The sequence below is a fragment of the Aquimarina sp. U1-2 genome, from assembly GCF_017897595.1.
Lineage (GTDB): Bacteria > Bacteroidota > Bacteroidia > Flavobacteriales > Flavobacteriaceae > Aquimarina.
In genome coordinates, this window is the sequence record NZ_JAGKIK010000150.1 from 1 (window position 1) to 306 (window position 306).

Annotated in this window: 1 pseudogene; it reads right to left on the minus strand. The window is 42.8% G+C overall.

The features are described from left to right. Positions 1 to 306 (minus strand): annotated as a pseudogene (locus tag J8281_RS19435) (sugar kinase); the annotation flags it as partial.

The window sequence follows — 306 nt, forward strand, 5'->3', positions numbered from 1 at the left end:
CTTCATCACAATATTTCCAAAGCTTTTGGCGGTAATTAAGGTCTGTAGAGATGGTTAGTCCTTTGGCACTCGCCACTTTTAATGCCTCTAGGCAAGCATCAGCCGCTCCTTGCGAAATTGCTGGAGTAATCCCAGTCCAGTGAAACCAATCTGCTCCTTCAAATGCAGCATCCCAATCTACCATACCTGCTTTAATTTCAGCCATTGCAGAATGTGCTCTATCATAAACTACTTTACTACCCCGATTTACAGCTCCAGTTTCAAGGAAATAAATTCCTAAACGGTCTCCACCCCAAACAACTTTAT